The 25,556-nt window shown below is 40.4% G+C and carries 23 protein-coding genes; 12 read left to right on the top strand and 11 right to left on the bottom strand.

Going from position 1 to position 25,556, the window contains the following annotated elements; genetic code table 11:
• Positions 1–130 precede the first annotated feature (130 nt).
• The 4 genes from Q4591_RS16980 (at position 131) to Q4591_RS16965 (ending at position 5,510) form a co-directional block, all read left to right on the top strand.
• A complete protein-coding gene (locus Q4591_RS16980; RefSeq protein ID WP_102436842.1) occupies positions 131–877 on the top strand; it encodes an HAD-IIA family hydrolase in 747 nt (248 codons plus the stop codon).
• Between the two features lie 202 nt (positions 878–1,079).
• Complete coding sequence (locus tag Q4591_RS16975; protein ID WP_102519633.1) at positions 1,080–2,762, top strand: M28 family metallopeptidase; 1,683 nt, start codon at positions 1,080–1,082, stop codon at positions 2,760–2,762.
• A 438-nt stretch (positions 2,763–3,200) separates the two neighbouring features.
• Entirely contained in the window at positions 3,201–4,865 is a 1,665-nt protein-coding gene (gene asnB, locus Q4591_RS16970; RefSeq protein WP_102436838.1) for an asparagine synthase B, read from the top strand.
• A gap of 153 nt (positions 4,866–5,018) precedes the next feature.
• A complete protein-coding gene (locus Q4591_RS16965; protein WP_102436836.1) occupies positions 5,019–5,510 on the top strand; it encodes a GNAT family N-acetyltransferase in 492 nt (163 codons plus the stop codon).
• A 103-nt stretch (positions 5,511–5,613) separates the two neighbouring features.
• Here the strand turns inward: Q4591_RS16965 and Q4591_RS16960 are convergent, their stop codons facing one another.
• The 4 genes from Q4591_RS16960 to Q4591_RS16945 all read right to left on the bottom strand — a co-directional run bounded on the left by Q4591_RS16960 (position 5,614) and on the right by Q4591_RS16945 (position 7,468).
• Positions 5,614–5,808, bottom strand: a complete 195-nt coding sequence (locus tag Q4591_RS16960; protein WP_102436834.1) for a DUF1289 domain-containing protein — start codon at positions 5,806–5,808, stop codon at positions 5,614–5,616.
• Entirely contained in the window at positions 5,808–6,158 is a 351-nt protein-coding gene (locus Q4591_RS16955) for a VOC family protein (protein WP_102530802.1), read from the bottom strand. Before Q4591_RS16955 ends, Q4591_RS16960 begins: the two co-directional genes overlap by 1 nt.
• An 87-nt stretch (positions 6,159–6,245) precedes the next feature.
• A complete protein-coding gene (locus Q4591_RS16950; RefSeq protein ID WP_102436830.1) occupies positions 6,246–6,947 on the bottom strand; it encodes a DUF445 family protein in 702 nt (233 codons plus the stop codon).
• Between the two features lie 89 nt (positions 6,948–7,036).
• Positions 7,037–7,468, bottom strand: a complete 432-nt coding sequence (locus tag Q4591_RS16945; protein WP_303462046.1) for a GNAT family N-acetyltransferase — start codon at positions 7,466–7,468, stop codon at positions 7,037–7,039.
• 331 nt (positions 7,469–7,799) lie between these two features.
• Between Q4591_RS16945 and Q4591_RS16940 the strand changes: the two genes are divergently transcribed.
• The 4 genes from Q4591_RS16940 (at position 7,800) to Q4591_RS16925 (ending at position 12,549) form a co-directional block, all read left to right on the top strand.
• On the top strand, positions 7,800–10,961 hold the full coding sequence (locus Q4591_RS16940; RefSeq protein WP_303462044.1) for a DUF748 domain-containing protein: 3,162 nt from the start codon (positions 7,800–7,802) through the stop codon (positions 10,959–10,961).
• A gap of 199 nt (positions 10,962–11,160) precedes the next feature.
• Entirely contained in the window at positions 11,161–11,517 is a 357-nt protein-coding gene (locus Q4591_RS16935; RefSeq protein ID WP_102436824.1) for a glutathione S-transferase N-terminal domain-containing protein, read from the top strand.
• Positions 11,518–11,669: 152 nt separating this feature from the next.
• The gene (locus Q4591_RS16930; protein ID WP_102519629.1) at positions 11,670–12,125 is read left to right on the top strand and encodes a hypothetical protein; all 456 of its coding nucleotides are present in this window, start codon (positions 11,670–11,672) and stop codon (positions 12,123–12,125) included.
• A 205-nt stretch (positions 12,126–12,330) separates the two neighbouring features.
• On the top strand, positions 12,331–12,549 hold the full coding sequence (locus Q4591_RS16925; RefSeq protein WP_102436820.1) for a DUF2986 domain-containing protein: 219 nt from the start codon (positions 12,331–12,333) through the stop codon (positions 12,547–12,549).
• A 150-nt stretch (positions 12,550–12,699) separates the two neighbouring features.
• Here Q4591_RS16925 and Q4591_RS16920 read toward each other — a convergent pair whose 3' ends face one another.
• Both Q4591_RS16920 and Q4591_RS16915 read right to left on the bottom strand, forming a co-directional pair.
• The gene (locus Q4591_RS16920) at positions 12,700–14,208 is read right to left on the bottom strand and encodes an MATE family efflux transporter (RefSeq protein ID WP_102436818.1); all 1,509 of its coding nucleotides are present in this window, start codon (positions 14,206–14,208) and stop codon (positions 12,700–12,702) included.
• Positions 14,205–15,065 carry an ion transporter gene (locus Q4591_RS16915; RefSeq protein WP_102436816.1) on the bottom strand — a complete coding sequence of 287 codons (861 nt, stop codon included), beginning with the start codon at positions 15,063–15,065 and terminating at the stop codon, positions 14,205–14,207. The genes Q4591_RS16920 and Q4591_RS16915 overlap by 4 nt, the downstream gene beginning before the upstream one ends.
• A 172-nt stretch (positions 15,066–15,237) precedes the next feature.
• On the opposite strand from Q4591_RS16915, the gene Q4591_RS16910 reads away from it, so the two are divergent.
• On the top strand, positions 15,238–15,744 hold the full coding sequence (locus tag Q4591_RS16910; protein ID WP_102436814.1) for a murein L,D-transpeptidase family protein: 507 nt from the start codon (positions 15,238–15,240) through the stop codon (positions 15,742–15,744).
• Positions 15,745–15,828: 84 nt separating this feature from the next.
• Positions 15,829–16,389: a VOC family protein gene (locus tag Q4591_RS16905; protein WP_102476610.1), complete on the top strand. Its 561-nt coding sequence runs from the start codon at positions 15,829–15,831 to the stop codon at positions 16,387–16,389.
• An 82-nt stretch (positions 16,390–16,471) separates the two neighbouring features.
• Here Q4591_RS16905 and Q4591_RS16900 read toward each other — a convergent pair whose 3' ends face one another.
• From Q4591_RS16900 to Q4591_RS16885, 4 genes are all read right to left on the bottom strand, one after another.
• Positions 16,472–17,335, bottom strand: coding sequence for a M23 family metallopeptidase (locus Q4591_RS16900; protein WP_102436811.1), 864 nt, complete (start codon positions 17,333–17,335; stop codon positions 16,472–16,474).
• A gap of 50 nt (positions 17,336–17,385) precedes the next feature.
• Positions 17,386–18,255 carry a 6-carboxytetrahydropterin synthase gene (locus Q4591_RS16895; protein ID WP_102436809.1) on the bottom strand — a complete coding sequence of 290 codons (870 nt, stop codon included), beginning with the start codon at positions 18,253–18,255 and terminating at the stop codon, positions 17,386–17,388.
• Positions 18,256–18,429: 174 nt separating this feature from the next.
• The gene (locus Q4591_RS16890; protein WP_102436807.1) at positions 18,430–19,125 is read right to left on the bottom strand and encodes a response regulator; all 696 of its coding nucleotides are present in this window, start codon (positions 19,123–19,125) and stop codon (positions 18,430–18,432) included.
• A gap of 41 nt (positions 19,126–19,166) precedes the next feature.
• Entirely contained in the window at positions 19,167–20,684 is a 1,518-nt protein-coding gene (locus Q4591_RS16885; RefSeq protein WP_303462037.1) for an ATP-binding protein, read from the bottom strand.
• A gap of 166 nt (positions 20,685–20,850) precedes the next feature.
• Between Q4591_RS16885 and Q4591_RS16880 the strand changes: the two genes are divergently transcribed.
• Positions 20,851–21,120: a hypothetical protein gene (locus tag Q4591_RS16880; RefSeq protein WP_303462035.1), complete on the top strand. Its 270-nt coding sequence runs from the start codon at positions 20,851–20,853 to the stop codon at positions 21,118–21,120.
• A gap of 13 nt (positions 21,121–21,133) precedes the next feature.
• Complete coding sequence (locus tag Q4591_RS16875) at positions 21,134–21,487, top strand: hypothetical protein (RefSeq protein WP_303462032.1); 354 nt, start codon at positions 21,134–21,136, stop codon at positions 21,485–21,487.
• Positions 21,488–21,561: 74 nt separating this feature from the next.
• On the opposite strand, the gene Q4591_RS16870 is transcribed toward Q4591_RS16875, so the two are convergent.
• Positions 21,562–24,021 (bottom strand): EAL domain-containing protein, encoded by a 2,460-nt coding sequence (locus Q4591_RS16870; RefSeq protein ID WP_303462030.1) that lies wholly within the window; start codon positions 24,019–24,021, stop codon positions 21,562–21,564.
• Between the last annotated feature and the right edge of the window lie 1,535 nt (positions 24,022–25,556).

Genomic DNA, 25,556 nt, shown 5'->3' with positions numbered 1-25,556 from the left:
GCTTTTTTTTGTGCCAATTAAAACGACCTCCTCGATTGATTTAGATGATTTATCGCGCAAATTATGTTTGTATGAATGGGCAAAAAACCTTTTATGGATAGCATTAAAGATTAAGACTCGAGGCGAGTGTATGAAAAATATTATCTGCGACATTGATGGCGTTTTACTGCACGACAACAAGCTCATACCAGGAAGTGACAAGTTTATTCATCGGGTACTTGAACAAGGCAACCCACTGGTTATTCTCACCAATTACCCTGTGCAAACCGGAAAAGACTTACAAAATCGCCTTGGCGCTGCAGGCATTAACGTTCCTGAAACCTGTTTTTATACCTCAGCCATGGCCACCGCTGACTTTTTAAAGCATCAACAAGGCAGTAAAGCCTATGTGATTGGTGAAGGCGCCCTCACCCATGAACTTTACAATGCAGGCTTTACCATCACAGATATTAATCCTGATTTTGTAATTGTCGGTGAAACCCGTTCATTTAACTGGGACATGATCCATAAAGCATCAAAATTTATAGCTGCAGGAGCGCGTTTTATTGCCACCAATCCTGATACTCACGGGCCAGCTTATAGTCCTGCATGCGGCGCATTATGCTCACCCATTGAGCGTATCACTGGCAAAATGCCTTTTTATGTGGGCAAACCCAGTTCGTGGATTATTCGCTCAGCACTTAATCACATAAAAGGTCATTCAGATAACACCATCATTATTGGCGATAACATGCGCACGGATATTTTAGCTGGATTTCAAGCGGGACTAGAAACCATCTTGGTTACCAGTGGCGTTAGTCAATTTACCGATATTGATAAAGAGCCATTTAGACCTAACCATGTGTTCAAATGCGCAGGCGATATTGATGTGGTTTAAGCCATTATTTCCTGTTGATTAACATTAGGTAACATAATTTCAAGCCTATGCTCTTGTGTGATGCATAGGCTTGATTCATTATGCGGCTACAATAATCTTTATTGCCTTTATGCCGCTGTAGTTTTGTCTGAAATATCGTCTACAAATATAGCCTGTAAACCTGCAATAACACATAAAAACGATAACAATAGGAATAAGACCTATGAAGAAAATACTCCCCTTATGCGCACTTACCCTTTTAAGCGCCTGCAGCCAACAAAGTACTGATACCAATCAAAGTTTACAAAGTCAGCAATTAGCATCAGAAACCAGCACCATCACTTTTGATGAAGCGCGTTTTAGACAAGATATTAAAACCTTATCCTCAGATGAATTTGAAGGCCGAGCGCCAACAACTCACGGCGAAAAATTAACCTTAGATTACCTAACAGCAGCTTTTGAAGAAATGGGCTTACAAGGGGCTTATCAAGGCAGTTATCTACAACCAGTGCCCATGGTCAGTTACACCGCCAGTGAGCAACAAGCGGTCAGTTTAGCCGGCATTGAGCTTAAATATCGCAAAGACATCGTCCTAAGCACCCGCCATGATAAAGGCGGAGTCAATATTAGCAATGCCCCATTAGTGTTTGTTGGCTACGGTATTAACGCTCCAGAATACCAATGGAATGATTATGACGGTCTTGATATGACGGGTAAAATTGCCGTTATATTAGTTAATGATCCAGGCTTTGCTAACCCAGAATCGAAAAAGTTTAACGGTAAAGCAATGACCTACTACGGTCGCTGGACATACAAGTACGAAGAAGCCAGCCGCCAAGGCGCCTTAGGCGCTATCATCATTCACGATACTGCACCTGCGGCATATCCATGGTCAGTTGTTGAAAATAGCTGGACAGGTCCACAGCAAGACTTGGTATTCAGTAAAGCGGTACAAGATGAGCGCATTGCGGTTGAAGGTTGGATAACCATGGACAGCGCTACTGCCTTATTCAAAAAATCAGGCTTTGAGCTTGATACTTTAATGGCCAGAGCCGCTAACAGCGCCATAAACATCGATCTTAAGCAAAGCGCAGATATCGCCTTTAGCAGCAAGGCAGAGTATGCCGACAGTTACAATGTTGTGGCCACCTTACCAGGTAGCGATGCCGCAGATGAACATGTGTTATTTACAGCTCACTGGGATCACCTTGGGGTTGACCCAACTAAAGACGGCGACAATATTTACAATGGCGCACTTGATAATGCCACTGGCACCGCGGGTATTATGGAAATTGCCCGCCAGTTTGCCAAACAGGCAAAAGCAGGAAACCCCTTACAACGTTCAGTTACCTTTATTGCCACCACAGGTGAAGAGCAAGGCTTATTAGGTTCACGCTATTATGCCGCGAACCCTATCTATCCTATTGATAAATCGGTGGCGGTATTTAATTTAGACAGCACCAATGTTTATGGTAAAACCCAAGATTACACCATAGTGGGTAAAGGCCAATCTGAACTTGAACGCTATTTAACAGAGATAGCGACATCGCAAAATAGAACGGTCACCCGTGAACGCAATCCTGCATCAGGTGGTTTTTTCCGCTCAGATCATTTCAGTTTTGCAAAACTCGGTGTCCCAGCTGTATTTGCCGGTGGTGGTAGTGTGCCGTTAGATGAGCAAACTGCCCAATACAAACAGCAAATGCAAAAGTTAATGAAAGGCTGCTACCACAACGTCTGTGATCATTACCGTGAAGAGTGGGACTTATCAGGCGCGCTGCAAGATATTAGCGTGTACTACCAAGCGGCAGAAACATTAGCCAACAGCCAAGATTGGCCTGGTTACTATGAAGCTTCTGAGTTTAATCGCCTTCGACCAGCGAAAACTGAGTCAATAACCAACTAGGGCCAAATAAATTTTCGTGAACTTGGCGCTTAATTTGAGCATGCCAATAAAAAGATAAAATCAGCAATGCCGTTTTGTGTTAATCATAAAGCGGCATTTTTGTACAAATAACACCCAAAATAACAATGTTTTTATTGATTTTTTATTTATTAATTTTGATTCCATAATCATAAAATCTGAGTCTATATCCACACCGTTAAATATAGATACCTCAACAAAAACTCACTATATTTAAACGATCCTCAAAATAGATAGCTTCAAAGTTAGATTTTGCCGCACCAAAAGGCCAATTTAACAAGAATAATTCAACAAAAGAGTTTGTACACTGATAAAAATGCTGTCAAAGTAGATTTCAGATACAGATCCTTAAGTTTGTAATCATCAATTTTAAGTGACCTTTTAAATTAGATTTAACCTGATATTTGCTGGAGCCACATTATGTGTTCAATTTTTTCGATTTTAGATATCCAATCAGACGCTAAAGAATTGCGTCAAGTGGCTTTAGAAATGTCTAAGCTATTGCGTCACCGTGGACCAGACTGGTCTGGTGTCTATGCCGATGATAAAGTCATTCTTGCCCATGAAAGACTTGCCATTGTCGATGTCGATCATGGCGCTCAGCCATTAATCAGTGAAGACGAAACCATTGTGCTGGCGGTTAACGGTGAAATTTATAACCACAAACAACTGAAAGCTGAGTTAGGCGACAAATACCGCTACAAAACCAACTCTGATTGTGAAGTTATCTTGGCCTTATACCAAGAATACGGTGTCGATTTTTTAGATAAATTAAACGGTATTTTTGCGTTTGTGCTTTACGATAAAACTCAAGATGCCTTCTTAATTGGCCGTGATCACATGGGGATTATTCCATTGTATTCAGGCCGCGATAGCTTAGGTAACTACTATATTGCATCAGAAATGAAAGCTCTAATGCCAGTATGTAAAACCGTTGAAGAATTTAAACCAGGCCATTACCATTTCTCAAAAGATGGCAATTTAACCCAGTATTATCACCGTGACTGGCGTGATTATGACGCAGTAAAAGATAACCCAGCCAGCAAAGAAGAATTACGTGATGCGCTAGAAGCCGCTGTAAAACGTCAATTAATGTCTGATGTCCCTTATGGGGTATTGTTATCTGGCGGCCTAGATTCATCGGTAATTTCAGCGATTACTCAAACTTATGCTAAGCATCGTATCGAAAACGACGGTGAAACCGATGCTTGGTGGCCGCAACTGCATTCATTTGCAGTGGGACTTGAAGGCGCACCAGATTTAATCGCTGCCAAAAAAGTTGCTGATTCAATTGGCACTATTCACCATGAAATTCATTTCACCTTCCAGGAAGGTTTAGATGCGATTAAAGAAGTGATTTACCACTTAGAAACTTATGATGTCACCACCATTCGTGCGGCGACACCTATGTATTTAATGGCCCGTAAAATTAAAGCTATGGGTATTAAAATGGTACTGTCAGGCGAAGGGGCTGATGAATTATTTGGTGGTTACTTGTATTTTCATAAAGCGCCAAATGCACAGGCATTCCATGAAGAATTAGTCAGAAAGCTGGATAAATTACATTTATTTGATTGCTTGCGTGCTAACAAAGCCATGGCAGCTTGGGGACTAGAAGCCCGTGTACCATTCTTAGATAAAGAGTTTATGGATGTGGCAATGCGCATTAACCCCGAAGCCAAGATGTCTAAAGATGGCCGCATTGAAAAGAACATTTTACGTGAAGCCTTTGAACACGCTCTTCCCCATGAAGTGGTATGGCGTCAAAAAGAGCAATTTAGTGATGGTGTTGGTTATTCATGGATTGACGGCCTAAAAGATATTGCCGCAGAACAAGTTGATGACTTGCAGCTCGCAAATGCTAAATTTAGATTCCCATACAACACCCCAGAATCTAAAGAAGCTTATTACTACCGCTGTTTCTTTGAAGAGTTCTTCCCCCTAGAAACCGCAGCCGAAACAGTGCCAGGAGGCAAAACGGTAGCCTGCTCAACCCCTGAAGCCTTACTTTGGGATGCAAGCTTACAAGGCATTAACGACCCATCAGGCCGTGCCGTTAAAAATGTGCATGACAGTGCTTATTAAGCATAATCTAGTGTCATAAGTCATTTAACAGCCATCTAAATTATAGGTGGCTGTTTTAGTTACTGTTCACCAATTTTCATTAATGATTCAATTCAAACTTTATTCGTTTCCAGTTAAACTGCAGCTACAACTTCCACCATATAAAAAGCCACTATGACTGCCGTTTCCATTTTTCATCTTGAAATGCTTTGCCTTGAACAATTCAATCCCAAATTAGATGCTAAAGATCTCACCGTCATCAAAGCTGAAAAACAACAATATGAATTTAATAAATTTTTATATCAGTTTGTGGGGAGTGCTTGGCAATGGACCGACAAGTTGTCTTGGACTGATGAGCAATGGCAAGCTTACAGCGAGGCTGACAACTTGCACCTGTATGTGGCTTATTTTCAAGGCTCACCAGCGGGCTACTTTGAGCTGCAACAACAAGCACAGGGTAACGTTGAAATCATGTATTTTGGTTTAGGCAATCGTTTTATCGGCCAAGGAATGGGCGGTTATTTACTAAGCCAAGCCATTGAGAATGCATGGGCACTTTCAGGCACCCAACGCGTCTGGGTTCATACCTGCTCTTTAGATCATCCTAGTGCCTTACTCAATTATCAAGCTCGCGGCTTCAAACTGTTCAAAACTGAGATCGAATAATAACTCTAAACCCATGATGATTTAAAAGCCCCATTATCCAAAAAGCGCTGCTAAACATGTCGTTTAGCAGCGCTTTTTAATCAGCATAAATTTAATCGCTCGATTAATAGGGCTTTCTTTGCTCTGCCCTAATTTTTAAACTATCAACTAAAGCCAATTTTTCAGCATCATTCATAGTATGCCAAGCAAGAATTTCATCATAGCTTCGGTGGCAACCAAGACAAATATCAGCTTCATCTAAGCAGCAATTTGCCATACAAGGATTACGTGGGCCATTCGGGCCACTGGAGGCGATCATTATTCTGACCAAACGGCATATTCATTGCCGTTAACATCGTCAAAATGAAATCGTTTTCCGCCAGGAAAGTTAAATATCGCTTTAACAATACTGCCACCAGCAGCAATAATGTTCCGCTGGCTAGTTTCTAAACATTGGCTGTATAACACGATAAGTGGGCTACCACAGCTCACCTTGAAGTTTTCATCAGCAACATAAAAGCCGCCTTCAATACCTACATCTAAAAAGCAGCTGTATTCAGGGCCGTAATCTTTAAATTGCCAACCAAATGCTTCGGTAAAGAATGCCTTTGTCTTGATCAAGTCTTTAACCGGTAATTCGATATAGTTAATCTTATGATGCTGGGACATTGGCACTCCTTCAATTTGAACTCACTCGCTTAAAAGTAGTGGAGATTAGGACTATTGTCGATTATTAATCGAGCAAAGCAAGAAAACTTACGCTTGTACTAACGCCGCTACAGCACCAATGATACCGCCAAATACGCCGCCCCAAACAACCAGCCAGCCTAAATGTTTACGGATCATTTCTTGAATAATATCTTTAACCATTTCTGGGGTTAATTCATTTAAACGTTGCTCAACAATATTTGCGACTTTCGCTTGTAAGTCCGCCATCACGTTGGGCTGTTCTAACTCGTTTATAAGGATTTGATTAAACGCTTCACTTTGAGCAAGGTCAGTCAGCGATAGCTTCATTTTTTCGATAAAAGGCTCTTTTAACGGTATTAAAGCTTCTGTACCGCCAAACATTGCTAGCATTCCACCAAATGAGGATTGCTCTACTGTAGTGATTAACGCATCAAATGATGGCTCTAAATCCACCTTTTCAATAACGGGTGTTAAGTCTATTGCTGAAGCATTATTTTCCGTCAGTAATCTATCAATATTTTCTTGAGTAAAAAACTGCTCCATCATCAGATGCTTAATGCCACCTTTAAACTCTTCAAAGCGAGATGGGATCACACCTGAGCCATATAAGCCTGGTACTTTTTCAAATAACATATGCACTGCCAGCCAGTTTGTCACTGCGCCTGACAAGGCAAATAAACCAATAGTAAAAACCACTGGTAAAGCTAAAAAATGCCCCGCAACAACTAATGCAGCGGCGATGACATTGACTATTAAACTCTTGTTCAATCTAAAATCCTCGGACATAAAAAAACCTTTGGCATTTTATCAATTTCCAAAGGTTATACTAGGGGCTGACTCAATAATAAAATTTATAACTAAGGTTCACTGTGGTAAAGGTACATTCCCTCAACTTCAGTCATATTCGTCAAGCTTGAGCTTAGCTCATTATTATTGACCTGAGTTCGTTTTACAAAAAGGACCTCTGTGCCTAGTGCTAACGTTTTAGCTTTATCGAGCAGAGCAGTCGCGATCCCCTTGCCTCGAAACTCTTCAGCCACGTACACATCATCAAAGTACCAAACCGACTTTAATAATAAAGAAGAATAGGATGGGTATAACTGAACAAAGCCTAATGCTTGCTCACCCTCTAATGCCACGAATATCATCGAATCATTTTCAACTAAACGGGCTTTAATAAAGTGACGACATTTTTGCGGTTCAGCATTAAAGCCTAAACTTTGCCTATAATCATCAAATAATGTGACTAGAACATTGAGATCAAGTTCAGAAGCGAGTCTAATTTGCATCCTTGCATCCTTTTTTTAAGAGAATCAAACCATACAGTTGCTACATCTGAGTAAGAAATTACCCTTGGCTATTACACCACGAGATAAAGCATTGATTAATCTATATAGCTAACCAAGACAGGTAATTTGATACCACAGCAGCCCAAAAATCTAAATGAAGAAATTATTCATTAATACATAAGCTTAATTTGTAACCTCGCAATTGTCTATTTAAAAAGCAAATGAAGATAAATTGTAAAAAAGTTTTAAAACCGACGAGTAACTGAACCTTAATTTGGTTAAAATGTCTAAATTCAACTATAGCCATTATTCAGCAATAGGCTCGATGTTTATGAAGTCATCTTTAAAAGCGTTAACATTAGCATTCAAACAGCGCCCTCGTTACCAAAAAATCGTCATTTACACTGCGATGTTGTATCTGATTTTTGTCATGATATTAGGATTATTAATCCCTTTTATCGCAACAAAACAACTGCCTAAAAGCCTATCAGCTTTACTCGGTAGAGATGTCAGCATTGAAGCCATCAAGATTAACCCTTTCAGCTTTGAATTGAGTGTCGATAACATCAATATCGCAGAAGATGACACAGCTAACACCTTCATGCACATTAACCATATTGCCACCGATATTATGGTGTGGAAGTCTCTTTTTAACTTAGATGTATCACTAGACTACCTGACTATTGATGGTACTGATGTCGCCTTAGCAAGATTTGCGTCAAGCGCTAACGGTTCTAATAGTGCTTACCAATATAATTTTTCAGATATTGTCACCACCTTAGCCAACAATTCGATTGATGAAGAAGTTAAACCAGAGCCCAATGACAGTGACCCTATCTCCTTCAACATCAACAATTTCACTTTTGCCAATGCAAATATTAAGATTACCGATGCCATTACCGATTCAGCTTTAAGCTATAACGAGATATCAATATTACTAAAGCAATTTAGCACCACGGCGCTATTAGATAGCAGCACTAACGCCAATCAATTTTCATTGAAGCTTGATGATAATCAAACCGGTAAAATTACCCTCAATGGCCAAGTGCAACTTAGCCCACTGATAGTTAATGGCCAATTGGATGTCAATTCACTGTCAGTAACGCCTTATTGGCGTTTGGTCGATAGCTTATTTGAGGCTAGCCTGACATCAGCTGATATCAAGCTCAATAGCACCTTTTTAATCACGCAAAAAAGCCCTGACACCCCAATAGAAGTTTCACTAACAAACACTGATTTTGCCCTAAAAAATTTAACCGCCAAAGATGCTAACAGAAACGTAGCCAGTATTGGTTTACTTGCTCTTAATGGGATAACCGTATCAACGGCCAAGCGCAGCATTGATATCAATGAGCTGCAAACAAACAATGCTGACTTCTGGCTTACTGCAGCGCCAGAGAATATCAATTTCGTGAATTTATTCTCACCAAAACTTGAACAGCTTGAGCACATTTTAGGCACCTCAGAGCCTGCAGCTAATTCAACGATTAATGCACCTAAAAACGCTAACACTGACGTCATTGAGCCAAACTCAAATACTGAAAGTGAACCACAATGGCTAGTCACGTTAAATAAACTGAACCTAAGTGACTATAAAATTGAAGTCACTGAAAGTGTTGCCACTGAGCTTGAAAATTATTGGCTGTTTAGTGGCTTATCACTGTCAACAGAGCAATTTAAATCTGATCTATCATTACCCCTAAGCTACCAGTTGGGCGTTGATATCAATAATCAAAGCCGCATTGATTCTAGCGGCCAATTTGATGCTAAAAATATCAATTTAGAAGCCGAACTTGATTATCAAAATGCCAGCTTAGCTAAGTTACAGCCCTATATATCGCCATTTATGAACATCACCCTTGAATCCGGTTTTTTCAGTACCAAAGGTCATATCAGTGCCGATACTAAGGATAAATTAATCTATCAAGGCCAAGCTTCAATCATTGATTTAAAGATAAAAGATAATTTGCTTAAACAGCCACTGCTAAACTGGCAAGCGATGACTGTTAGTGAGCTTAAGTTTGATCAACACGCTAAATCCCTGTCCATTGATGAAATCTTGTTTGATACCCTATTTAGCCGTTTGATCATTGCTGAAGATAGAAGCACTAACATTGCCGATTTAGTCGTTAGCCAAGTTCAGCCTGCTGATAGTACGATCGTCACCGAAGCAGCACCTGAAACAGCACCTGCAGAGGCCGCATTATCTTCAAACAATGAGGCAAAAGCGCAAATCAACGCCCAAGTCGCCACCTCAGATACCACTGAAGCAGCATTTAACTTATCGATTAATAGAGTTGCTTTTAAAGATAGCTCCGCCTTCTTTGCCGATAATTCATTAACACCAAACTTTGCCTCAGGAATTGAGCAACTTAATGGTGAGATCACCCAATTATCTTCCAATCCAGACACTAGAGCTTCAGTTGATTTAGCCGGTAAAATCGATAAATATGCCCCTGTGACGTTAAAAGGCGATGTAAACCCGCTATTAGCTAACCCATACCTTGATTTAAACTTAGCCTTTAATAAGGTGGAGCTCACTTCAGTTAACCCCTATTCTGGTACCTACGCGGGCTATTACATCGACAAGGGCCAATTGTCGCTAGCGCTTAATTATCAGCTAGAAAATAATCAATTAGTGGGTAGTAATCATTTGGTTATTGATCAATTACAACTGGGTAAACCCACGGATAGCTCCCTCGCCACTTCTTTGCCTATCACCTTAGCCATTGCCCTATTACAAGACCGACATGGTGTGATAGACCTCGGGGTTGATGTTGATGGTGATTTAGACTCGCCAAGTTTCAGCATTGGCGGCATTGTGATGACCGCTATCACTAACGTCATTACCAAAGCCATCACAGCGCCGTTTTCACTGTTGGCAGGTTTAGTTGGCGGTGATGATGACGAGATGGATAAAATTGCATTTGATTATGGTCAATTTGATATTACTGATAAGCAGCAAAGCACATTAACATCACTGGCAAAGGCCCTTAACGATAGACCGCTACTGAAGCTTAATGTTAGAGGTGACGTTGATTTAGTTAACGACCAACAAGCCTTGCAAGTACAGCAGTTACATCAAAAGCTGGCGCAATTAGCACAAATACCCGCAGAGGAATTACCGGCGGATTTATCTGCTAGCCAATACCCTCAGCAAGGGCCATTAACTGACGCATTAATAGCTTTATATCAATCAGATTTACAACTAGATCCGCAGTTAATTAAACAAGCCATTAGTGAAGAGCACCCACAAATTGACAGTGTCGAGCTTCAAACCCGCTGGCACATCGCTTTATATAACTTTACTCTTAATCAGCAAGATATCTCAGAAGACGAACTCGGCGAATTAGCTCAGCAACGTGCTAACGCGGTTAAAACCTTTTTGGTAGAGCAGGCTCAAATCGACCCAAGTCGAGTGTTTATTTTAGAAAGCAGAGTCAATACCGACAAAAATGCGGCCTTAGCGACCTTAAGTCTGGATGCTAACTAAGTAAAATTCGATTCAAAACAGAGCGTCACTAACATTTTAGAACAGCACTGTAATAGATACAGTGCTGTTCTCTGTGATAAACATCACGTAAACTGTGGCAAAATGGATTGCGGTAAAAATGGATTATCGCAAAAGCTGTTTAATCCATTACATAAAATAACAAGATCAATTATTAAAACTGAATATTTAAGGAAGCAGTATGTTTGTCATTCGTTGGATCCTTGGCCGTATCATCTTATTACTTAACTTTGTTTTCCCTCCTAAAAAGCGTCAGCGACCTATCATTGAACAAGCTAAAATTGATGAGCAAACAAAGTCGTTAGCCCTTTATCAATATGCCGCTTGTCCTTTTTGCGTTAAGGTGCGCCGTTCAATTCGCCGCCAAGGCCTTAATATTGCTACAGTTGATGCCAAACAAGACGTTCATAAACAGCAACTGGTTAATGAAGGCGGTCACTTAAAAGTGCCATGTTTAAAAATACAACAAGATGGTCAAACTCAGTGGATGTATGAGTCTAAGGACATTATTGCTTATTTATCGAAACAATACGCTTAAGCGCTTTTATTGAGATAACTGCTGGCTTGAATTGATTTAAGCCAGTACATTTGTTTTACGCCCTTGATAACAAGCAGCCTCAAGCCCCCAATCATCCATCGCCAATATCTGACAGCTATTTTTTACAGATAAAATCCAGAAGGATTAATTTAGTGTTCAAGTTTTTATTTACGCTTACCAGTACATTACTCCTCAGTGCATGTGCAACCCAAGCACCCGATCCCGAATTATTCGCAGGTAAATATAGAGATACCTTTAGCTCATCAATAAAAGGCGAAGGCATCAAACTATTTACTTATAAAGCTAAGGTCGCTAATGCAACAGACCGCGGTATAGAAGATCCACTACCACATCAGCAGCGTATTGATCGCCGTAAGCAAGATGCCCGCAGTTATGCAAGAGAACAGGAGCGTCGAGCCGACTTTTTGGCGCTATGGAGTGCTCAGGTGGATTTAGGTCTAGAGAAAACCCTCGATATGAATGGCTACTGTAAAGAAGGCTATATTGTACTTCATCGCAATGTCAGTGAAGGCAGAGGTGAGATTCGAGGCGAATGCAATGATGGTGCAACTGCAGCCGACATTCAGAAATTTAGCCGTAAGTATTAACCTTCGGTGCCTAAATGTTAATTCCATTAACATTCAAACTGCCTAACTAGCACAAGATCAATAAATAACGCAGTTATACTGTATACCCATAGTAGATTGCGCTAAACTTAGCGTTATTCAAGACATTTAGCTTAGCGCACCACTAGCTAATTTTATTTTCCAAATCGTGCCCAGCTGGCACTTTTTAAAAGAGTTACCAAATATCATGAACAGAAAACAGCTAATGATAAAAAAGACCGCCAAGCGGGCTAAAGCAAAAAAAAATAAAATTACGCCGGATAATCCGCAAAAAAATCCAAAGGTTGGCTATATTTCAAAAGCTGAGCGAGCGCGAATTGCTTTAGAAGAAGAGCAACAATTGTTAGCAGCAGACAACAACTCTGCAGCTGAAGTGCTTGAAGCCAAGGAAAATACCCAAGCTTAATCGCCACAAAGGTTTTTTATAAAAAGACCTTTATAAAAAGATTATTAAAAAAGCCCTCAACATACTATGTTGAGGGCTTTTTACATCTTGTTGCCCATTGAGTTTTACAAGGCAGCATTCAGACAGCGACTTGAGTCAATCTGTGATGCACTAGCTTTTCGGCGTTCGCGGGTTATCTAAATCCCCATCACGGACAATCTCTTCACACAATGGCTCTTCGTTTAATTGCGCTAACTGAATATATGATGACGACTGAGGTGAGCTGGTCGGGCTCATTTCTAATTCAATCTCATCATCAATGGTCTGTGGCTTAATTAGCTGCTGAGGCCCTTGTGAAGCCGCTTGAAGCTTATCAACCAAACGATAACCCAACCACACTCCGCCAACACCAAATAAAATAGACCCAATCGCTTGACCAATTAATACGCCGTATACGCCGCCCATTTGCGCGCCAAAATAAACAAAAGGAATGGTGCCTAAGGTCGCTTTACCTACATTAAAAAAAGTTGAGTATTTGGGTTTACCAAGATTATTAAATGCGGCATTAGCGACAAATAACACCCCTGAAAACACGAAAAATATTGCAATGTATTTACAGAAAAACAAAATAATATCTGCCGCGTCACCTTTCATATCAAAGGCTGACACAATCACATTTCTGGATAAAAACAGCAATAACGACACCACTAACACGTAAACAAAACAAAATTGAATCGCCTTAGTTAAGCTTTCTTTTACTCGTTCAAATTCTTGCGCGCCATAGTTTTGCCCGATAATAGGCCCTACTGCGCCGCTTAAAGCAAAAATCATCCCAAAGCTTACGGGGATTAACCTACCAAGCACCGCCCAACCAGCAACATAACTGTCACCAAAATCAGCAACCGCTTTAGTGACCACCGCGTTACCAATTGGTGTCGCCACATTGGTAATCATCGCAGGCAGAGCAATGGAATAAACAATGCTAATATCTTCAACAAAATGCTGACGGTTAAACTGACCTAACATCTTATGCTTCACAATGACCCCTCTGGCAGAGACCACAAATACCGCAATTCGGGCAATAACTGAGGCAATTGCTGCGCCTTCAATGCCCATCCCTAAGGCAAAAATGAATATCGGATCTAGTACCAGATTTACACCGCCACCCGCTAAGGTAGACAACATGGACAATTTCGCATCGCCAATGGCTCTTAAAGCGCCACCTAACGCCATAGCTAAACAAATAAAAGGTAAAGAAGGCACCAAAATTTGCAGATAACTTTGCGCCAACACCGCAGTTTTCCCCGTTGCGCCAATGAGAGCCAGTAACTCGGGAATAAATATAAACACCACAATCGCAACAAAAATACTGGTTAGCAGAGAGATCAACGCGCTGTTAAGCAACATTCTTTTAGCTAGCACCATATTTTTAGCGCCAACAGCACGGGAGACAAGCGCCCCAAGCGCAATGGATAAACCAATCCCAATTGAAGTCGTAAAAAAAGAAATCGCCCCGGCATAACCCACGGCGGCAGCTAATTCCAACTCACCGAGCAAACTGAGGAAAAAGATATCTAATAAATCCACCACAAACAGCGCAGAAATTCCCACTGCGGCGGTGGAGCTCATAACCAATATATGACGAAATATTGGCCCTTGAACAAATTTAGCTTCGGTCATGACTCCCCTTCAAGGTTGCTGATTTCTAACTCACTGCCACAGTGATGGCAAAACAATGCATGTAATTGATGACCACGAGCGCCGCAGTTACTGCATTTTCTTAAATCTTTATTCAGTTCTCTTTCTGCGCCCATTTCATGGGAAATTTCAGCAGTTAATATTCCCGTTGGTATCGCAATAATAGAATAACCTATCAACATGGTCAGCGATGCAATGGCTTGGCCTAAATTGGTTTGCGGAGTGATATCACCATATCCAACCGTGGTTATGGTAACGATAGTCCAATACATGGACTTAGGGATCGAAGTAAACCCGTTACTTGGCCCCTCAACCACATACATCACCACACTCAGCGCCATAATAATCAGACTCACTGAAAAGAAGAAGATGAAGACTTTGCGTCTAGCGTGGATCATCGCCTTAAGTAAAATATTGCCTTCACTTAAATAGCGTAATAACTTTAACACTCTGAAAATTCTGAATAACCGTAATACTCTAAAGGCCAATGAAATATTGGCTCCTGGGATAATCAGCGCTAAAAAGCTTGGCAGAATTGACATTAAATCCACAATGCCATAAAAGCTACGCATATAGGACCAGCGATTAAGTGAGCCGTATATTCTCAGCAAATACTCAAAGGTAAATAACCAAGTAAACCCCCATTCAGCGTAATAAATCGCTTGGCCATACTGAGCATGAACGCTATCTATCGTGTCTAAGACAATCAGCGTTACACTGAGTAAAATACAAATAATCAGTGTTATATCAAAGCCTTTACCCAAAGGGGTATCGGTACCAAATATAATGGTTCGGATTTGCTTTTTATAATGGTTATCGTGTTTATCTTCTAACGTCATGGGTTACTCTACAATCCACTTAAATTTAATACCGCCCTAAGGAAAAAGTAAGGTATTATCACTAACGATATCTGCTCTAATCATTTTTATGCGAAGCATATTTTGAACTGATACTCATGTTAACATTATTAACATAAAACAAATTAGAAAATCCTGCTTTTTTGGAGTCTGCATGCGCTTGGTTAAATCCCTTATTTTTATCGTCATTTTACAGTCTAGTACGGTTCTTGCGTCTGTTGATAAATTAACTCAAGCAAAAGTTGATTTAGTTGTTGTGAACAAGTCAGAAGCTAAAATGTCTATCTACCAGCAAGGCAAGGTATTAAAAACCTATCAAATTGCCATGGGCGATGCCCCACAAGGCCATAAATTTAAAGAAGGCGATCAACGCACTCCCCAAGGCCGCTATGTTTTAGACTATAAAAAGTCAGACAGTGCATTTTATAAATCAATTCATATTTCTTACCCTAATGAAGAAGATAAATTACGTGCCAATGCCCTAGGTGTTAGTCCTGGCGGCATGATTATGATCCACGGTCAAAACCCCAACTCAGAATTACCCCCTGAACAAGCTCAGCAATACAATTGGACTAACGGCTGTATTGCGGTGACTAATAAAGAAATGGATGAGTTGTGGCGAGTCATCGAAGAAGGCACCCCAATCGAAATTTGGCCTTAACCTTCACAGCTTAATAATATTAACAATATCGTGATAGCGGTTGAGTGCGACTAATACTCCAGCCTATACAAACGGATACTACCGATGAATTACCCTTATTTAATAGAAACTTGGCCAGAATTTAGCGCACGCATTGAGGCCTTCATTAGCCAACTTGGTTTAGATAAACTGTCTCTTGAATGTGATCACTGCGCTTTAAGAGTCAATGACGCAGATAAAGCAAAATTACTCACAGAGCAATTCAGTGAGCACGGTGAAGTGATTTCGAATAATATGATTAACGGCCGACCGATATTGATCATTAAACTGACCCAGCCACTGACACTGGCAGATAAAAACGTTACTTGTGTTGAGCTGCCCTACCCATCAGATAAAAGCTATCCCGTTGAAGGCTGGGAACATGTTGAGCTAGTCATGCCTTCTACTGCACAAACCTGCGAGCAATTAGTTACCGAGTTAGTTGAAAAAGTACCGACACTCGCCCCTATCATCGCTGGTGAAACAGCCATTAAAGTTAAGCAAAGCTCGCCTAAAGGGGATAATGAACGCTTAGCCAATCCCACAATTGCCTTTAAAGCCGAGGGCATTTGCGTCAAAGTGCATCCATTAGGGATCGAAGCCATTATTGCGAGCGAGCTAAATTAAAACGGCATAAAAAAGCCGTTATTAACATAACGGCTTTAAGTACCAGCCCTGTTTAAGAAGGGTTATTTGTCGTAATATTGGCTTATTGCTTTTCTGCGGTTTTAGCCTTGTTTTCAGCCGCAAGCACACTCTCCATTGACGGCACAATTGACACGGGATCCAGACGCTTTTGGAACCAGTTCAAACGCCAATCGAGATGCGGTCCAGTCACCCGCCCTGTCGCACCAATTTCAGCTAGTGGTTGGCCTTGAGTGACCACATCACCTTCTTTGGCATATAACTTACTCAGATGTAAAAAAGTCGAGTTAATACCATATCCATGGTCAATGATTAACGTGCCACCTGAATAGAACATATCTGGCACTGATAAGGTAATAACCCCATCAGCCGGAGACACGACAACCGTTCCCGTAGGACGGGCAACATCTACACCATAATGCGGGTTACCCGGCTTACCATTGTAAACTCGCTGACTACCATAAACCCCTGAAATCCTACCAGTTACCGGCCAGATAAACGCTTGCATAAAGGCATCTTGCTCACTGAACACATTACGTGCGGCGCGAGTTTGCTTTGAGTCCTTTGCAGCTCTAGCTTGCGCCACAGGATCTGGCTGCATGATTTTTTTACTAATGCCGGTTAAGCGATCAATTTTATATTCACGGCTCGCAATTGTCAGTGGTTTAAGTTGTGTTAACCCATCAGGATAAGTCACTTCTAGCAGCTGCTCTGTTTTTGCTTCGCGCTCAAAACCAATAGCAAATTGGCCTTTTGGAGTCACTTTTACCACTTCGCCATTAAGCTTGACTGCGCTACCAGCAGGAACAGTGCCACGCACTAACGCGCCTTGCTCTAACTTGCCTTGTAAATTAATACTGCCATAACTGGCAACAGAAAACAGCGTAACCATAACCAATGAAGATAGTTTTAATCCCTTCAAAAACATATAAATAACCTTAATCCTTGCTAATTCAGCTCACACTCAAAATGCTAAGTTTACTTAACGGCGATGGCGCCTTTACCCACACCTTCAAAGGCAATGACTTTGAACACAGAATCTGGAGATTTAGCAGCCATAGTGTCAGCAATAAATTGTGCTAACAACTCAACGGTGGTGTCGTGGGGAATGATGTCACAATTCGCTTTTGGCATTGCCAATTGAAAGTCACCTTGTGGGGCTTGATAATGAAAGCCCAAATGGCTGTCATCAGAGATACGGGTTTGCGGTGATAATGCTAAGGCGTGCACAGAGACAACATCTTCTTCACTGCCTAAGTAAATATCTTGCCAGCGATCGGCCCAGTATTTATCCCATTTAGGCGCAGCAATGCCGTTTTCAAACACAGTTATAGGGCTACGGTGACCGTGAGCAATACGCTGGCAGTTACCGTCATGCTTTCGTAAACCATGGGTGTAGTGGTAATAAGGGCTTTCAAGCACTTCGGTGCGCAAAGTTAAGCTAATGCCTTGAACATTATCAGGCAGTGCCTGACGTAATGCTTTAATTAAAAAGGCATTAACGCTTTCAAAATCGATAACTTCAGTAGGTATAAGCGCAAAGGCTTGTGATGGGCATGCCAGATGAATATCACCTTGCTGACTGGTGAAATCCATCCATACTCTGTCGCCCTGCTGCTGCCAACGAACGTCACTGCATGCGGTAGGTATTAATAGTCGGTGATCTGCTACATCATCAATGGTGCTTTTGATGGTCTTTTTGACTTTAGAAAAATCGAGCACCATATTTTGCTCATCTAAACCACCATCAAGCAATACATCAACAATCCAGCTTTCGCCCACCATGCCCCGAATTGGACATAAATAAGAAAAGTCGATTACGGTTAAATCTTTTACAAACAGTTGCATTCAAGCTCCTAGACAGAAAAACAGTCCGTCTCAGTTTAAAAGTGTCCCAAATAGCGATGGCTAAGGGGATCCTAAAATTAAAGCTATTCTAAACAAAAGCAGACCAAGGCGCGAGAAACATCAGCAAATATAGTAAAAAACTCATAAGCACAATTAATAGGGGTAAAAGGAAAACTACTCAATTTTATAACCCACACCGTAAATAGAGTGCAGTAAATCAGCTTGTTTATTATTGAGTAATAATTTTGAACGTAAGTTTTTGATATGACTGTCAATGGTGCGAGAGCTCACAACGCGGTCATCGACATAGCAAACTTGCATTAAACTATCACGGGAATGCACCACGCCCGGTCTTTTAAGCATAGTATGCAAAAGCCTAAACTCAACGGGGGTTAAATCGACCTCTACGCTAGCAGCGTGGCATTTAAAACGCTCAAGATTTATCACTAGATGCTTATAGGCTATTTCATCTTCAGCAAGTTGAGCGCTAGGCTCCATTCGTCTAATAATTGCTTTAACCCTTGCTACCACTTCCCTTGCTGAAAAAGGTTTACAGACATAATCATCAGCGCCAATTTCTAAGCCAATTAAACGATCAATCTCTTCAACGCGCGCAGTTAACATCAAAATCGGCACGTTTGAAAATGACCGCACTTCTTTACAGATAGTCAAGCCATCTTTGTGCGGTAACATTAAATCTAAAATGACAAAATCAATAGCGTCATTTTGGATCCTTGCGACAGCATCAAGCCCATCGTGTAAAACCGTAGTGACAAAGCCTTCAAGGGTTAAAAAATCCACAAGCACTTGGGCTATTTTGGGCTCATCCTCTACAATCAATACGCGTTTATTTTGATAATGATTATTCATGATCTATGAATACTCCGTTACTTGTAACAACAGCCAAGTAGCTAGGCCAATGGCAATACAATCTCAATACATAAACCGCCAAGATTAGAAGGCCTTGCGGTAATTGTCCCTTTATGGGCTTCTACAATATTTCGGCAAATCGTGAGTCCAAGGCCTGCGCCATTACTACGGCGCACCCGAGAGCTATCTTGTCGATGAAGCGCCTCAAATAGTAGCTCGCAATCGTCTGTCGCTACTGAAGGTTTAGTATCATTAATTAATATCAGCACCTTGGTATTTTGCTGAATTAAATCGACATCAATACTACCCGGTGAATCTGTATAAGCGACTGAATTTAATAAAACATTAGAAATTAGTTGCTGAATTCTCATTTTATCAGCATTGATTAATACCGGCTCAATATGGTTAAAACGGTAGCCTAACCCTTTAGCAGAAATTTTATTGCCTAATGAGGCTATTGTTTCTGAAATGCACTCAGTGAGATCCATCGGTTGGATATTGTATTTAAGTCCACCGACATCAGATAAAGACAGCTGATACAAATCATCGACTAGATGTTTGATGCGCATGACTTCTTGCTCTAGTGACTCAAGTTGTTGTTGATCAAATTGACGAATTCCCGCTTTGATGGCGTCAATTTCACCACACAAAATACTTAAGGGGGTTCGAAGCTCATGTGATATATCGGCAAACCATCTATTTTTTGCAGTACGGTTTTTATCTAAAATCATCGCTAAATGGTCAATGTCATTCATCAATTGACCTAATTCATCTTGACGTTGCTGAGTAAAACGTTCGCTATAATTGCCCTTTGAAAGAAAGGAAATACCTTTAACCACCTCTTTCACAGGTACTAATAAAAATCGAGCTAACAGCCATGAAATAATACTTGCCAATAACAAGCAGCCCAAACCTATCCAGAGTGTGGCCCAAAGCTGTTGTTGCGAAAAAATAGCTGCAGATTCACTATTAACCTTAACGATTGGTGAGCTATATAACTTAGCAATAAGCTCTCCTTTATAGGTAACAGGAACATAAGTTGCCTTATTACGGTCATCGATAGCCACGCCGGCAAGTAACTTATTCTCTAAGTTGTAAATTGCTGTAGGAGGTCCAAAGCGCACCTGAGGCTTCACCTCTCTATCCCTTCTTTTGCTGTCGGGTCTTTTATGAGGCGGCGGTTGCCGGTGTTCTGGCTCAAAGCCTTTAGCGGGTTTTCGATGTTCAGATAAGTGTGGCGGTCTACGATCTGGAGGTGGTATACCTTGCCTATTCGACAATGAATCATTTCGGCCCAAATGCCTTGGGGCAGGCCCAGGTAAATGCAGTCTGAGTAATTGCTTATATTGGCCTGAACTGATGTTGCTCCAATTAAAAGCTGACTGCTGATACAAATCAGCCACTGCAGTTGATAAACGAGCTAAACGTTCTTGTTCTAGGGTATTAATATAATTTAGAAAGCCTTGATCAAAGCTCCACCTTGCTAACGATAAAGTCGCAAGTAACACTATGCTAGTTAAGCCCACAAAGGCTAAAAATAATTTCTTCGATATTTTCATAAACTCAGTATATCGACCAACAAGGCTGCAAACTAGTCACAACAATGACTTGGCTTTAATCTCCATGAAATCTGCACAATTACTGCATATTTAATTGCTAACCTAATGACGAATCGAACAAAGACTTTAATTAAAGTCATATCGTTATCATTAGGATGGATTTAAAATGAAAAAAATAGTCACTTTACTCGCCCTTATGCCCTTACTGACATTGATGTCAGCCAATATCATCGCACAAGAAAAAAACCGTCAAATGCGTAAACCACCACAAGAAGCTTATGCAATCTGTGAAAATAAAAACGCTGAAGATCAAGTTAGCTTCACGACGCCAAAAGGCGATGAAATCGAAGCCACCTGTATTTTAATCGATGAAGAACTGGTTGCTGTACCTAATAACCACACACCGCCAGAACATAAACAAAAACGTGGTCAATAAATAGGAGCCTGATATGCAAGTCTTAATGAGCAATAACATCTCGGCACAACAAACTCAGCTAAACACGCAATCAAGCAGCAAGCCTGAAAGACCACAAGGTCCACCGCCACCTGGGAGCACTCCACCAGGACTTGAAAAAGCAGTATCGACCTTAACTGAAGAACAACAAGCTGATATTTCATCAATGTTAAGTACATTAACCCCAGAGCAGCATGAGTCTTTGAAATTAGCGTTAGATGAGCTAAAACCTATGGCTGAAACCTTATCAAAAGATGATATGGGAGACGTATTTCTAACAACGTTAACTGAAATAGCAAACACTTCAACCGAAAATGATATCAGCAACACAATAGATATATACGCATAAATCAGTTTAAAAGTGGACTTTTCTATTACAGTAAAGTCCTTAAATAATCGCCTATAAACAAAATTTAAGGACTTTTATTTACTGTTTGTTAAGAGAGGCGTGAGTGTTGATGCTAATTGCGGACGACTAAAATAATAACCTTGTGCTTGATCGCAGCCATTTTCCAATAAAAAAGCCGCTTGCTCTTTAGTTTCTACCCCTTCAGCAATGATGTCGAGATTAAGTGCATGACCTAACACAATAATAGCTTTGGCTATTGCGGTATTATGACTATCAAATGGAATATCGCAGACAAAAGACTGATCGATTTTAAGCACATTAATAGGTAACTTTTTAAGGTAACTTAACGATGAATAACCGGTTCCAAAATCATCAACAGATAATTGAATTCCCATGTCCCCCAAGCGTTTTAAATCACTGATCACTTTTTCAGGTTCATACATCATGCAGCTTTCAGTCATCTCTAACTCAAGACAACTAGCAGGCATTCCAGTTTCTTGCAAAATCATTGCGACATTGTCGATAAAATTACTGCGCTGAAATTGTATACTGGCAACGTTAACGGCAATCCGACCAAAATGATAGCCATTATCAAGCCATTGCTTGCCTTGAAGACAAGCCATTCGAAGTACTACTAAACCAATTTCGTGAATTAAACCGGTTTTTTCAGCAATAGGAATAAACTCAGCTGGTGAAATAAAACCATACTCCCGATGCTCCCATCGGATCAACGCCTCTAGTCCCACCAATTGACCACTACTCAACGATAATTTAGGTTGATAAACTAAATGAAAATGCTGCTCTTGAATGGCTTCGTGTAAAGCATTTTGGATTTTCAAATGCGCTACTGAGTTCATTGTCATAGCTGAATCGTAAAAGGTCACTGTATTACGACCACTTTGTTTTGCTATATGTAACGCTGTATCGGCATTTTGTAATAAGTTTTCGCTATTTACAGAATCATGAGGGAAAACTGAAACGCCCATACTCAAGGTAATTCGAATTAAAGAACTGTCATCAAATCTAAATGGCTGCTCTATTAGAGACTTAATATGATTTACACGGGATGCCACCATATCACTCTGAGTATTATCATTTAAAACAAGCACAAACTCGTCACTGCTTAGGCGGCCAACAGTACAATGTTCATGACTGATATTGGATAATCTGCGGCCGACTTCAACTAATAGTTTATCACCCACCTCGTGACCTAAACTGTCGTTAATATGTTTGAAAAAATCAATATCGAACATGATAACTGCAAGTTGCGATTGTTTAGTTGCCGCATGCTCAACTTGAACTTGTAAATTAGACCGTAATAAAATTCGATTAGGTAATTGGGTTAAGTTGTCGTAATAAGCTAAATTCTCGAGCTTTTCTTCGTTAATTTTCTGCTTTGATATATCTGAAAATACAGCTACGAAAAAATTAATAGTATCATCTTGGCCATAAACCGCATTAATGGTAGCTGCTTGGAGGAATATGTCACCATTTTTTCTTTTATTCCAAATTTCGCCATGCCACTTACCTTTTACGAGCAAGGTATTCCACATTTTGGCAAAAAACTCAGTATCATGTTTGCCGGAATTTAAAATACGCGGGTTTTGACCTATAACCTCTTCACGTTCAAAACCGGTAATATTGGTAAATGCACTATTGACCTCACTTATATTGCCATCTCTGTCGGTAACTAATACACCATCAATCGTGTTCTCAACCACACTTTCGGCCAGTAACAATTGTTTTTCATTTTGTCTATGCCGACCAATATTTCGGGTAATACCGATAACGCCTTGGATAGTATTTGTATTATCGATTAATGGCGCTTTAACCGTTTCTAACCAGTGACGGTTATTGTTTGGATCTGTGCCTTCACACTCAGACACTACAATCGGTTTTCTTGCCAAAATCGCACTGTTATCGGTCTCGATAAAAAGCTTTGTTGTTTCAACATCAAATAGATCATGGTCCATTTTACCGACTATTTGACCCGTCTTTTTATTCCAAGCTTTTTCTATACTCTGATTACAAACAATATACTTACCGTCAAGATCCTTTACCCAAATATGTTCACTAAAAGCATCAATGAAATTCTGTAAGTTAATGGATTGATATTGTTCCTGTTGGGAGTGAAGCTTAGATAAAGAGTGTTCCAGGCTATCAACAGTGAGATTAATTAAAGCTAAGTTAAAATCTTTAGATAACAATTTAGAATAAATCGCACAAAAGCAGCCCAGTTGTTTACCGTAATCATCAACAAGAGGTTGCAGATGGATACTATATTGTTTTTGTTTATGGGTTATTGATATGACTTGATTAGTGGCTAATTCCGATAAAGGAATATTATTGATGACTGGAGTGGTAATTTGCTGTAATTCGCGTAAATCTCTATCGATGATTTCTTCATTACATGCCACATAACGCATCATCTGCTGAGCATCTAACAAAAAGGCACACACATCAGTACTCAGTGCTTTTGCCGTTATATCTAAGGTTTTTTGCCAATAAGCTTTGATATTTTGAGTTGTATGCATTGCTAAAAAGAACCTACTTATTGGACTTTACACTTATATATACATTTGATTATATAGCCACACAGAAAGTTAATAAATCAGTAAACCGCGGTTCTGCTAGCTAGATCATTTAACTGATAAAAAACCACTTAAATATTTGTATGATTTTATAAGATACTGATATTGGCATGCTGTTTTAAGGGAGGGTTACAGTTGAGGGTGCTGTTCTTTACTTAAAACAGTGCAAACGGTTGAAATAGACTTTATAAACTGATCGAGATACTGTAACTACTATTGGCTTACGATGATAAAACTTCGTAGAAACATAATTTCAATAATATAGTTCTACTCAGTGGCAGATATTTAATTGAATTCGACAACGAAAAAGTCATATTCTAAAAGCACAGACAACTCAGCTAACATTCTTTTTCTTTATCAATATAAAGCTGAAAATAATTAAATTACAAAACGAAAAAAACCTCTACATTGCTGTAAAAGCTTTCGTCTTTGTGTCGGCGGAGCGGACTTACTCTTATCAAGAGACGAACCCTCGCCGCCATCGTGACAGGCCGTTGAGCTCTAATCAAGCGTCTAAGCAACTGAATTACTGCTGCTTTAGCAAACTACTTTTGCAGGTCACTATTATTCATTCTTTAAATAACAGATACGAAAAAGCCCTGCTATTGCTAGCAGGGCTTATCGTAATGTTGGCGGAGCGGACTTACTATTATCAAGAGACGACCCCTCGCCCCGGCGTGACAGGCCGTTGATCTCTAATCAAGCGTCTAAGCAACTGAATTACCGCTGTTTTAGCAAACTACTTTTGCATGTCACTATTATTCATTCTTTAAATAATAGATACGAAAAAGCCCTGCTATTGCTAGCAGGGCTTATCGTAATGTTGGCGGAGCGGACTTACTCTTATCAAGAGACGAACCCTCGCCCCCGGCGTGAAAGGCCGTTGATCTCTAATCAAGCGTCTAAGCAACTGAATTACCACTGCTTTAGCAAACTACTTTTGCAGGTCACTATTATTCATTCTTTAAATAACAGATACGAAAAAGCCCTGCTATTGCTAGCAGGGCTTATCGTAATGTTGGCGGAGCGGACTTACTCTTATCAAGAGACGACCCCTCGCCCCCGGCGTGACAGGCCGTTGACCTCTAATCAAGCGTCTAAGCAACTGAATTACCGCTGCTTTAGCAAACTATTTTAGCAAACTATTTTAGCAAACTACTTTAGCAGGTCACTATTATTCATTCTTTAAATAACTGATACGAAAAAGCCCTGCTATTGCTAGCAGGGCTTATCGTAATGTTGGCGGAGCGGACTTACTCTTATCAAGAGACGACCCCTCGCCCCGGCGTGACAGGCCGTTGATCTCTAATCAAGCGTCTAAGCAACTGAATTACCACTGCTTTAGCAAACTACTTTTGCAAGTCACTATTATTCATTCTTTAAATAACAGATACGAAAAAGCCCTGCTATTGCTAGCAGGGCTTATCGTAATGTTGGCGGAGCGGACTTACTCTTATCAAGAGACGACCCCTCGCCCC

The organism is Shewanella sp. 3_MG-2023, from assembly GCF_030548765.1.
Classification (GTDB): Bacteria; Pseudomonadota; Gammaproteobacteria; order Enterobacterales; family Shewanellaceae; genus Shewanella.
This window is presented reverse-complemented; position numbering and strand designations above follow the sequence as displayed.

Coding starts and splice junctions, on each gene's coding strand:
- Q4591_RS16980 (WP_102436842.1), top strand. CDS start 131: ATGAAAAATATTATCTGCGACATTGATGGCGTTTTACTGCACGACAAC.
- Q4591_RS16975 (WP_102519633.1), top strand. CDS start 1,080: ATGAAGAAAATACTCCCCTTATGCGCACTTACCCTTTTAAGCGCCTGC.
- asnB (WP_102436838.1), top strand. CDS start 3,201: ATGTGTTCAATTTTTTCGATTTTAGATATCCAATCAGACGCTAAAGAA.
- Q4591_RS16965 (WP_102436836.1), top strand. CDS start 5,019: ATGACTGCCGTTTCCATTTTTCATCTTGAAATGCTTTGCCTTGAACAA.
- Q4591_RS16960 (WP_102436834.1), bottom strand. CDS start 5,808: ATGATCGCCTCCAGTGGCCCGAATGGCCCACGTAATCCTTGTATGGCA.
- Q4591_RS16955 (WP_102530802.1), bottom strand. CDS start 6,158: ATGTCCCAGCATCATAAGATTAACTATATCGAATTACCGGTTAAAGAC.
- Q4591_RS16945 (WP_303462046.1), bottom strand. CDS start 7,468: ATGCAAATTAGACTCGCTTCTGAACTTGATCTCAATGTTCTAGTCACA.
- Q4591_RS16940 (WP_303462044.1), top strand. CDS start 7,800: ATGAAGTCATCTTTAAAAGCGTTAACATTAGCATTCAAACAGCGCCCT.
- Q4591_RS16935 (WP_102436824.1), top strand. CDS start 11,161: ATGTTTGTCATTCGTTGGATCCTTGGCCGTATCATCTTATTACTTAAC.
- Q4591_RS16925 (WP_102436820.1), top strand. CDS start 12,331: ATGAACAGAAAACAGCTAATGATAAAAAAGACCGCCAAGCGGGCTAAA.
- Q4591_RS16920 (WP_102436818.1), bottom strand. CDS start 14,208: ATGACCGAAGCTAAATTTGTTCAAGGGCCAATATTTCGTCATATATTG.
- Q4591_RS16915 (WP_102436816.1), bottom strand. CDS start 15,065: ATGACGTTAGAAGATAAACACGATAACCATTATAAAAAGCAAATCCGA.
- Q4591_RS16910 (WP_102436814.1), top strand. CDS start 15,238: ATGCGCTTGGTTAAATCCCTTATTTTTATCGTCATTTTACAGTCTAGT.
- Q4591_RS16905 (WP_102476610.1), top strand. CDS start 15,829: ATGAATTACCCTTATTTAATAGAAACTTGGCCAGAATTTAGCGCACGC.
- Q4591_RS16900 (WP_102436811.1), bottom strand. CDS start 17,335: ATGTTTTTGAAGGGATTAAAACTATCTTCATTGGTTATGGTTACGCTG.
- Q4591_RS16895 (WP_102436809.1), bottom strand. CDS start 18,255: ATGCAACTGTTTGTAAAAGATTTAACCGTAATCGACTTTTCTTATTTA.
- Q4591_RS16890 (WP_102436807.1), bottom strand. CDS start 19,125: ATGAATAATCATTATCAAAATAAACGCGTATTGATTGTAGAGGATGAG.
- Q4591_RS16885 (WP_303462037.1), bottom strand. CDS start 20,684: ATGAAAATATCGAAGAAATTATTTTTAGCCTTTGTGGGCTTAACTAGC.
- Q4591_RS16880 (WP_303462035.1), top strand. CDS start 20,851: ATGAAAAAAATAGTCACTTTACTCGCCCTTATGCCCTTACTGACATTG.
- Q4591_RS16875 (WP_303462032.1), top strand. CDS start 21,134: ATGCAAGTCTTAATGAGCAATAACATCTCGGCACAACAAACTCAGCTA.
- Q4591_RS16870 (WP_303462030.1), bottom strand. CDS start 24,021: ATGCATACAACTCAAAATATCAAAGCTTATTGGCAAAAAACCTTAGAT.